Annotated in this window: 9 protein-coding genes; 6 read left to right on the top strand and 3 right to left on the bottom strand. The window is 73.3% G+C overall.

From position 1 onward, the window contains the following. Positions 1-105 precede the first annotated feature (105 nt). From E1283_RS25565 to E1283_RS25555, 3 genes are all read right to left on the bottom strand, one after another. A complete protein-coding gene (locus E1283_RS25565) occupies positions 106-1,329 on the bottom strand; it encodes a beta-ketoacyl-[acyl-carrier-protein] synthase family protein (protein WP_132820507.1) in 1,224 nt (407 codons plus the stop codon). Beyond that, on the bottom strand, positions 1,329-1,553 hold the full coding sequence (locus E1283_RS25560) for an acyl carrier protein (RefSeq protein WP_132820506.1): 225 nt from the start codon (positions 1,551-1,553) through the stop codon (positions 1,329-1,331). Before E1283_RS25560 ends, E1283_RS25565 begins: the two co-directional genes overlap by 1 nt. Positions 1,554-1,682: 129 nt before the next feature. Then, the gene (locus tag E1283_RS25555) at positions 1,683-2,504 is read right to left on the bottom strand and encodes a FadR/GntR family transcriptional regulator (protein ID WP_132820505.1); all 822 of its coding nucleotides are present in this window, start codon (positions 2,502-2,504) and stop codon (positions 1,683-1,685) included. 275 nt (positions 2,505-2,779) lie between these two features. Between E1283_RS25555 and E1283_RS25550 the strand changes: the two genes are divergently transcribed. From E1283_RS25550 to E1283_RS25525, 6 genes are read left to right on the top strand one after another with little or no spacing between them, the layout of a single operon-like run. Then, entirely contained in the window at positions 2,780-4,174 is a 1,395-nt protein-coding gene (locus E1283_RS25550; protein ID WP_132820504.1) for an MFS transporter, read from the top strand. Next, positions 4,171-5,913 carry a dihydroxyacetone kinase family protein gene (locus tag E1283_RS25545; RefSeq protein WP_132820503.1) on the top strand — a complete coding sequence of 581 codons (1,743 nt, stop codon included), beginning with the start codon at positions 4,171-4,173 and terminating at the stop codon, positions 5,911-5,913. Before E1283_RS25550 ends, E1283_RS25545 begins: the two co-directional genes overlap by 4 nt. A 2-nt stretch (positions 5,914-5,915) precedes the next feature. Further along, a complete protein-coding gene (locus E1283_RS25540) occupies positions 5,916-6,419 on the top strand; it encodes a ribose-5-phosphate isomerase (RefSeq protein WP_132820502.1) in 504 nt (167 codons plus the stop codon). Next, positions 6,419-7,213 (top strand): triose-phosphate isomerase family protein, encoded by a 795-nt coding sequence (locus E1283_RS25535; protein ID WP_132820501.1) that lies wholly within the window; start codon positions 6,419-6,421, stop codon positions 7,211-7,213. The genes E1283_RS25540 and E1283_RS25535 overlap by 1 nt, the downstream gene beginning before the upstream one ends. Further along, positions 7,213-8,031 (top strand): sugar phosphate isomerase/epimerase family protein, encoded by an 819-nt coding sequence (locus E1283_RS25530; protein ID WP_132820500.1) that lies wholly within the window; start codon positions 7,213-7,215, stop codon positions 8,029-8,031. The genes E1283_RS25535 and E1283_RS25530 overlap by 1 nt, the downstream gene beginning before the upstream one ends. After that, a complete protein-coding gene (locus E1283_RS25525) occupies positions 8,031-8,924 on the top strand; it encodes a phosphogluconate dehydrogenase C-terminal domain-containing protein (protein ID WP_132820499.1) in 894 nt (297 codons plus the stop codon). The genes E1283_RS25530 and E1283_RS25525 overlap by 1 nt, the downstream gene beginning before the upstream one ends. Positions 8,925-9,008: the final 84 nt, after the last annotated feature.

Genomic DNA, 9,008 nt, shown 5'->3' with positions numbered 1-9,008 from the left:
CCAACGGCCTGGCGCTGCGCGCCACGGCCCAGGCGATACCCGCGCTGGCCGGCCAGCCGCTCGGCGACATCGACGGCACCGGGTCGGTGTGCGCCGTCGGCCGGGTCACGCGCATCGGAGCAGCAGGGCGGCGTTCTGGCCGCCGAACGCGGAGGACACGGTGAGGGCGCCGGGCGACTCGGGTGCGGGGCGCGGCGCCTTGGCGACCACGTCCAGGTCGAAGTCCGGGTCGAGCCGGTCGAGGTTGGCGGTCGGCGGGATCAGCCGCTCCCGCAGCGCCAGCACGGTGACGGCCGCCTCGATCGCGCCGGAGCCGGCTCCGGCGTGGCCGAGGGCGCCCTTGGTCGCGGTCACCGGCGGTCGGTGCGGCAGCGTCCTGGCCAGCCAGCGGGCCTCGGTGGCGTCGTTGACCACGGTGGCGGCGCCGTGCGCGTTGACGTGGCCGATGTCGGCGGGGCGCCAGCCGGCGTCGGCCAGGGCCGCCCTGGTGGCCCGCTCGGCGCCCTCGCCGTCCGGGTGCGGGGTGGTGGGGTGGTGGTTCTCGCCCGCCGCTCCGCAGCCGGTGAGCCAGGCCAGCACGGGTGCCCGGCGGGCGCGCGCGTAGCCGGGACGTTCCAGCACGAGGACGCCGGCGCCCTCCGCCACCACGAGCCCGGCGCGGTCGGCGTCGAACGGCCGGCAGGCCGCGGTCGGTTCGCCGGCGTGCCGGGAGAGGGTGCCGAGCTGGGCGAATCCGGCGACGGTCAGCGGGTGGCGAAGCGATTCAGCACCGCCCACGACGGCCACGTCCAGGTCGCCGGAGCGCAGCAGGCCCAGGGCCACCCGCGCCGCGAGCAGGCCCGAGGCGCAGCCGGCCACCGTGGCGAAGGCGGGCCCGGTCACGCCGAGGTCGTGGGCGATCTCGGTGGCGCAGGCGCTGGGCAGGGACCGGGGCAGGGCGGTCGGCGAGATGGTCTCCGGCCGGCAGGCCAGCAGCCGCCGGTGGGCCTCGGTGACGCCGGCCAGGCTCGACCCTCCGGCACCGACGAGAACCCCGACCCGGGCCGGGTCCCAGTCGCCCGCCGGCAGGCCCGCCATGGCCAGCGCCTCGCGGGCGGCCACCAGGCCGAGCTGGGTCACCGGGTCGAGCCGCCTGGCCAGCCGGCGGCCCAGCAGCGCGTCGCCGTCGAAGCCGGGCACCGCGCAGGAGATGTCGACGGGCAGCCCGGCCAGCGCCGGGTCCCGTGCGGCCGTGGACCCGGCGTCGCACACCGCCCGCCAGGTCGGCCCGACCCCCACACCGCCCGGGGTGACGAGGCCGATCCCGGTGACGGCGATCTCGCCGCCCACTACGCGCTCGCCGAGGCGGTGGCGTACCGTTCCGCCGCCGAGGCCAGCGTGCTGTCCAGGTCGACGTCGTCCACCAGCAGCCCGGTGCGCTCGGTGACGATGACGGCCAGTTCGGTCAGCGACAGCGAGTCCAGCTCGAGATCGCGGAAGGTCGCGTCGGGCGTGACCACGTCGGCCTCGATGCCGAACTCGTCGGTCAGCAGCGTCGCAAGCAACTCGTACACCGGCACTCCCTCGCCCGTTCCCTGAACCCGTCCCCCTCGCTAACGGCTGCGTGAGCGGCGGCGGTTACGCGGGTCGGGGCGGTTCAGCCGAACGGGTTGGGCGGTGGACGAGGGTGAACGGCGGTGGCCTCAGTGGGTTTCGGCCGGTGCCTCTCGGCGCTCGGCCCGCGCCGCGTCGGCGGGCTCGTCGCCCGGCGGGCGCGCGCCGTCCTCGGGGTGTTCGGTGCCGAGCGAGGACTGGAGCCGCTCGCTGGCCAGCCGCATGTGCTCGGTCATGGCGCGGTCGGCGGCCTCCGGGTCGCGCTGCCGGATGGCCTCCAGGATGGTGCCGTGCTCGTGCAGGGTGCCGCTGATCGTGCCCTCGACGTCGCCCGCGCGCTCCATCCAGACCTGGAGCAGCGCCCGGATGCTGTGCAGGATGTCGTCGAGCACGGTGTTGCGGGCGATGTGCGCCGTCTCCAGGTGGAAGGCGATGTCGGCCTCGATGAAGGCCGCGACGTCCCCGCCGGCCTCCCGCATCCGCTCCAGGTGGCCGCCCAGCCTGGCCACGTCCGTCTCGTCGGCGCGCTCGGCGGCGAGCCGGGCGGACATCCGCTCCATGAAGGCGCGTACCTCGACGAGGTCCTGGGTGCGGCGCTGGCCGAGCATCAGTCCCCAGTTGATGGCGCGCGGCAGGAACTCCGAGGTGTTGGCCCGCACGTAGGAGCCGGAGCCCGGCTTGATCTCGATGATGCCGAGCACGTCGAGCGCGGAGAGCGCCCCCCGCACGCTGGAGCGCGCGACCCCCAGTGCCTCCGCGAGCTGGCGTTCGGCCGGGAGCCGGGTGCCGGGTCTGAGGTTCCCCTCGGTGAGGTGGTCGAGGAGCCGCTTGGCCACCTCGCTCACGGACGACTCACGCACGACGGGCCGCAGGAGCGAGACGAAGTCCGGTTGATCGGTTGGGGCAGTCACCCGTCAAGTACATCAGACCGGGGGTGAAGCACATCACGGGCCGGTACGCCACTCGAGCCGCTCGGTACCTCAATCGGACATATAGCCTGAAAGAAGTACGAAAGATTTTGGTAAATTGGTTACCAATCTCTTTGGTAAATTGGTAACCACTGTTAACGTGAGCGTTCCCGACCCCGCCCGGCGTGGCGCGGCCCGCTCGCCGCAGCCTCTCGGGGGGTGCAACCCGCTCGGGCAAGGAATCGGACAAAGCTGTCCGAAGCACCAAGGAGTGACCCATGGGAGCCGCAGCACAGCCCCAGGACGCAAGCGCCACAGAGAGATCCGCCATCCGGAAGATCTCTGTACGGCTCGTCCCCTTCGTTGCCCTGATGTTCTTCGTGAACTACCTGGACAGGACCGCCGTCTCCTTCGCGGAACCCAACGGCATGGGCGACGACCTCGCGCTCACCGCGGCCCAGTTCGGCTTCGCGTCCGGCGTCTTCTTCATCGGCTACATCGCGCTCGAAGTCCCGAGCAACATGGCCCTGCACCGGTTCGGCGCCCGCCGCTGGCTCGCCAGGATCATGGTGACCTGGGGGATCGTCTCCCTCCTCTTCACCTGGGTGCAGAACAGCGAGCAGCTGTACGCGCTGCGCTTCGTCCTCGGCATCGCCGAGGCCGGCTTCTTCCCCGGCGCGATCCTCTACCTCAGCCAGTGGGTACCCACCCGGCACCGCACCAAGATCCTCGGGCTCTTCTACCTGGCCCAGCCGCTGACCACCGTGATCGGCGCCCCGCTCGCCGGCCTGCTGATCGAGCGCCACGGCCTGTTCGGCCTCGAGGGCTGGCGCGTGATGTTCCTCGGCGTCTCGCTGCCCGCGATCATCCTCGGCGTCGTCGCCTGGTTCTACCTGATCGACCGGCCCGCCCACGCCAAGTGGCTCACCCAGCAGGAGAAGGACTGGCTGGAAGCCGAGCTGACCGCCGAGAACGTCGGCAAGAAGGGCGCCGGCCAGGCCGAGTCGCACGGTCGCGAGGCCCTGAGGACGGCCTTCACCAGCTCCCGGGTCTGGATCCTCTCGCTGATCTACTTCGGCTTCATCTACGGCCTCTACGCCCTCGCGTTCTTCCTGCCGACGATCATCAACGGCTTCCAGGAGGACTTCGACACCAACTTCAGCGTCATGGACAAGGCGCTGATCACCGCCATCCCGTACCTGCCGGCGGCCGTCGTCCTCTTCTTCTGGTCCCGCCACGCCACCAGGCACGGCACCAAGGTCTGGCACATCGCGGCCCCCGCGGTCGTCGGCGGACTCTCCATCCCGCTCGCGCTCTACATGGACTCGCCGGCCGCCACGGTCGCCGTGATCACCGTCACCGCCTGCTCGATCTTCGCCGCCCTGCCGGTGTTCTGGTCCGTGCCCTCCCGGTTCCTCACCGGCGCGGCCGCCGCCGCCGGCATCGCCCTGATCAACACCATGGGCAACGTCGCCGGCTTCGCCGCCGGCTACGTCACCGGCTGGCTGAAGGACTTCAGCGGCGGCTACCACCTGCCGCTGTTCCTGGTCGGCGGCTTCATGATCATGTCCGGCGTGCTGATGGTCTGGCTCTCCCGCCGCCCCGGCGACGAGGCCGCCCGGCTGGACGAGCCCGACACGTCGCCAGCACCGCTCGCGGAGGCCCATCGATGACCCGGCTGTTCAACGACCCCGCCGCCTTCGCCGACGAGGCCCTGGAGGGCTTCGTCGCCGCCCACCGGCGGTGGGTGCGGCCGGCCCCGGGCGGCGTGGTGCGCGCCGCCGCCCGGGTCCCGGGCCAGGTCGCCGTCGTCATCGGCGGCGGCAGCGGCCACTACCCGGCCTTCTCGGGTCTGGTCGGCCAGGGCCTGGCCCACGGCGCCGCCGTCGGCAACGTTTTTGCCTCCCCCTCGGCCCGCCAGGTCCGGCAGGTCGCCAGGGCGGCCGAGGCCGGCGGCGGCGTGCTCCTCACCTTCGGCAACTACGCCGGCGACGTGCTGCACTTCGGCCAGGCCGCCGAGCAGCTGCGGGCCGATGGCGTGAACGTCCGCGTCCTGCCCGTCACCGACGACGTGTCGAGCGCCGCGCCCGAGGAGGCGCACAAGCGCCGCGGGGTCGCCGGCGACCTGGTCGTCTTCAAGGTCGCCGGCGCCGCGGCCGAGCGCGGCCTGCCGCTCGACGAGGTCACCCGCCTCGCCGCGCTCGCCAACGACCGCACCCGCTCCTTCGGCGTCGCCCTCGGCGGCTGCACCCTGCCGGGCGCCGGCGAGCCGCTGTTCACCGTCGAGCCCGGCCGGCTCGCCCTCGGCCTCGGCATCCACGGCGAGCCCGGCATGGGCGAACGCGACGTGCCGAGCGCCGACGAGACCGCCAGGCTCCTCGTCGACACGCTGCTCGCCGAACTGCCGGCCGGCGTCGAGGCCCCCGCCGGGCAGCGCGCCGCCGTCATCCTCAACGGGCTCGGCGCCGTCAAGTACGAGGAACTGTTCGTCGTCTACCGGCAGGTGTCCCGGCTGCTCGCCGCCGCCGGCGTCGAGGTCGTCGACCCCGAGGTCGGCGAGCTGGTCACCAGCTTCGACATGGCCGGCGTCTCCCTCACCCTCTGCTGGCTCACCGACGAGCTCGAACCCCTGTGGACCGCGCCCGCCGACGCCCCCGCCTACCGCAAGGGCGCCGTCACCGCCCCCGTCGCGACGGGCGACGAGCCGTCCACCGCGCCGGTCGACACCACCGACGACACGCCCCTCGTCGCCGACGAGGACGGCCGGCGCGCCGCCCGCCGCGCGCTCGCCGCCCTGGCCGCCGTCCGCGCCACCGTCGACGCCCACGCCGACGAACTCGGCCGGATCGACGCCGTCGCCGGCGACGGCGACCACGGCATCGGCATGCGACGCGGCTCCCACGCCGCCCACGAGGCGGCCGCCGACGCGGTCGCCCGCGGCGCCGGGGCCGCCACCACCCTCGACCTGGCCGCCGCGGCCTGGGCCGACCGGGCCGGCGGCACCTCGGGCGCGCTGTGGGGCGTCATCCTCGGCTCCGTCGGCTCCGCCCTCGGCGACACCGGCCGGCCCACGCCCGCCACCGTCGCCTCCGGGGTGACCGCGGCCTCCACCGGCGTGATGCGGCTCGGCAAGGCCGAGGTCGGCGACAAGACCATGGTCGACGCCCTCGTCCCGTTCGCCGACACCCTCACCCGGGCCGTCGCCGCCGGCGCCCCGCTGGCCGACGCCTGGGACGCCGCCGCCACCGCGGCCGAGGCCGCCGCCGCCGGCACCGCCGAACTGCTGCCCCGGATGGGCCGCGCCCGGCCGCACGCCGAGAAGAGCCTGGGCACCCCGGACGCCGGCGCCCACTCGCTCGCCCTGATCACCCGCGCCATACAGCAGACCCTCGCGACGAAGGAAGTTGACTGACGATGAGCGAGACCCCCGACCGGTCCGGCAAGCTCGACAAGCTGCGGATAGTCGTCGGCGCCGACGACGCGGGCTTCGCCTACAAGGAGGCCCTGAAGAAGGACCTGGAGGCCAACGACCTCGTCGCCACCGTCACCGACGTCGGCGTCGACGCGGAGGGCCACACCGCCTACCCCACCATCGCCATCGCCGCCGCCGAACTCGTCGCCTCCGGCAGGGCCGACCGCGCCCTGCTCGTCTGCGGCACCGGCCTCGGCGTCGCCATCAGCGCCAACAAGGTCAGGGGCATCAGGGCCGTCACCGCCCACGACTCCTTCTCCGTCGAGCGCGCCGTCCTCTCCAACAACGCCCAGGTCCTCACCTTCGGCCAGCGCGTCGTCGGCCTCGAACTGGCCCGCCGGCTCGCCGCCGAGTGGCTCACCTACCGCTTCGACGCCACCTCCGCCTCCGCCGGCAAGGTCCAGGTCCTCAGCGACTACGAGAACAGCCGCGCCGGAGCCGCCTGATGCGCGCCGCGCCCGCCGTCACCATCGGGATCAGTCTGAAGATGTACTTCGGGCACCACCAGACCCTCAACTGGTCCCGGCGCACGGCCGCGATCGCCGGCCGGCACCCCGCCGTCACCAGCGGCCTCGCCGAGCTGTTCGTGCTGCCCTCCTTCCCCGCGCTCGTGCCCGTCGCCAGCATCGTGGCCGGCTCCGGCGTCCGGGTCGGCGCCCAGGACCTGGCCGCCGAGGACGCCGGCCCGTACACCGGCGAGGTCAGCGGCGCCCACCTCAAGGAGATCGGCTGCGCCTACGCCGAGGTCGGCCACGCCGAGCGCCGGCGACTCTTCGGCGAGGGCGACACGGTCGTCGCCGCCAAGACGGCGGCCGCGCTGCGCAACGGCCTCACCCCGGTGCTCTGCGTCGGCGAGCTCAACCGCGCCGACCCATCCGACGCGGCGGCCCGCACCGTCGCCGAACTGGAACGGCTGCTCGCCACCGCCGGCGCCGAGCGGGCCCCGGTCGTCGTCGCCTACGAACCCCAGTGGGCCATCGGCGCCCCCCAGCCCGCCTCCACCACACACATCCGCACCGTCTGCGCGGCGCTCACCGACTGGCTCGCCGCCCGGCCGGGACTCGCCGGCAGCCGCGTCATCTACGGCGGCAGCGCGGGACCCGGCCTGCTGGCCGACCTCGGCGCCGACGCCGGCGGCCTGTTCCTCGGCCGGTTCGCCCACGACCCCACCGCCGTGGAACGGATCCTCGACGAGGCGCTGGCGCTGCACGGCACACCCACCGAGGAGGCGACGGTCTGATGGCCTACGGACTGAGCACCTACGCCTTCTTCTGGCGCGTCTCCGCACGCGCCCCCCGGCCGCTGACCCTCCCGGAGATGCTCGACCAGACCCACCAACTCGGCGGCCAGGTCCTCCAGATCTGCGACCACCCGCCCGTCGAGGCCCTGGACGACGCGGCGCTCGCCGCGCTCCGCCGGCAGGCCGAGTCCGCCGGCATCGCCCTCGAACTCGGCACCCGCGGCGTGCGCCCCGACCACCTGCGGCGCTACCTGGCCCTCGCCGAGAAGCTGGGCGCCACCTTCGTCCGCTCCATGCTCAACACGGCGGACCACCGGCCGAGCGTCGCCGAGGCCACCGCGCTGCTCACCGAGGTCGTCCCCGAGTACGCCGCCCGCGGCGTCACCCTCGGCCTGGAGACCTACGAGCAGGTGTCCACGGACGACCTGCTCGCCGTGGTCAGGGGCGTGGACAGCCCACACCTCGGCGTCTGCCTCGACCCGGGCAACAGCGTCGCCCGACTCGAGCGGCCGGTCGACGTCATCGACGCCACCGCGCCGTACGTCGTCAACGTCCACGTCAAGGACTTCGCGTTCACCCGCCGCGACGGCTGGGTCGGCTTCACCTACGCCGGCTGCCGCCTCGGCGAGGGCCTCCTCGACCACCCGTACCTCGTCGAGAAGGTGCGGCCGGAGGAGAAGGGCGTCAACCAGATCGTGGAGCACTGGCTTCCCTGGCAGGACGGTTTCGACGAGACCGCCAGGCTCGAAGCCGAATGGACCGAGCACAGCATCAGCACCCTCCTGAACAAGAACAGAACTCTCCCGAGGAGCAAGTGATGGCTACCGAAGCCACGACCGCCACCGTCGCGGTCATCGGCGCCGCCGGCAAGATGGGCCAGCGCGTCTCGAACAACCTGGTCAAGAGCGACTTCACGACGCTGTTCAGCGAGAACTCCCCCAAGGGGCAGGAGCTGCTGCGCGAGCTCGGCCGCGAGATCACCGAGGGCACCGAGGCCGCCGCCCTGGCCGACGTCGTCATCCTGGCCGTCCCCGACATCGTCCTCGGCGCCGTCTCCGAGACCCTCGTCCCGGTGATGAAGCCCGGCGCCGTCCTGCTCACCCTGGACCCGGCCGCCGCCTACGCCGGCCTGCTGGCCCGCCGCGCCGACGTCCACAACGCCGTCGCCCACCCGTGCCACCCGTCCGTCTTCCTGGAGCGCACCACCAAGGAGGAGTACGCGGACACCTTCGGCGGCATCGCCGCCCCCCAGGAGGTCGTCGCCTCCTTCGAGCCGGCCACCGACGCGGCCGACCCGGCCGCCTCCGCGTCGGCGTCCGCGCACGCGCTCGCCGAGTCCGTGATCCGCACCATGTACGCCCCCGTCGTGGACGTCCACTGGGTCACCGTCAAGCAGCTGGCCGTCCTGGAGCCGACCCTCGTCGAGACCATCGCCTGCATGGTCGGCGCGCTGCTCACCGAGGCGCTGCACGAGACGGTCCACACCGTCGGCGTCCCGGAGAAGGCCGCCCGCGCCATGCTCCTCGGCCACACCCAGGTGGCCCTGGCCAACACCCTCAAGGGCGACAACCCGTTCTCCGACGCCTGCCTGATCGCCATGGACTACGGCCGCGAGTCGATCGTCCGCGACGACTGGAAGAAGGTCTTCGACGACGCCGAGCTGGACAAGGTCATCACCCGGATGCTCCGCATCAAGGAGATCAAGCGGTGACGCTGCGCTCGGCCTGACCGGACACTGTCTCTTATACACATCTCCGTGCCCACTATACGCTCCTCCCCCCCGTACGCCCTCTTC

The sequence above is a fragment of the Streptomyces hainanensis genome (assembly GCF_004348415.1).
In the GTDB taxonomy this organism is placed as follows: Bacteria; Actinomycetota; Actinomycetes; order Streptomycetales; family Streptomycetaceae; genus Streptomyces; species Streptomyces hainanensis.
The sequence above is the reverse complement of the archived record's forward strand: the minus strand, read 5'-3'. Positions and strand labels throughout refer to the sequence as shown.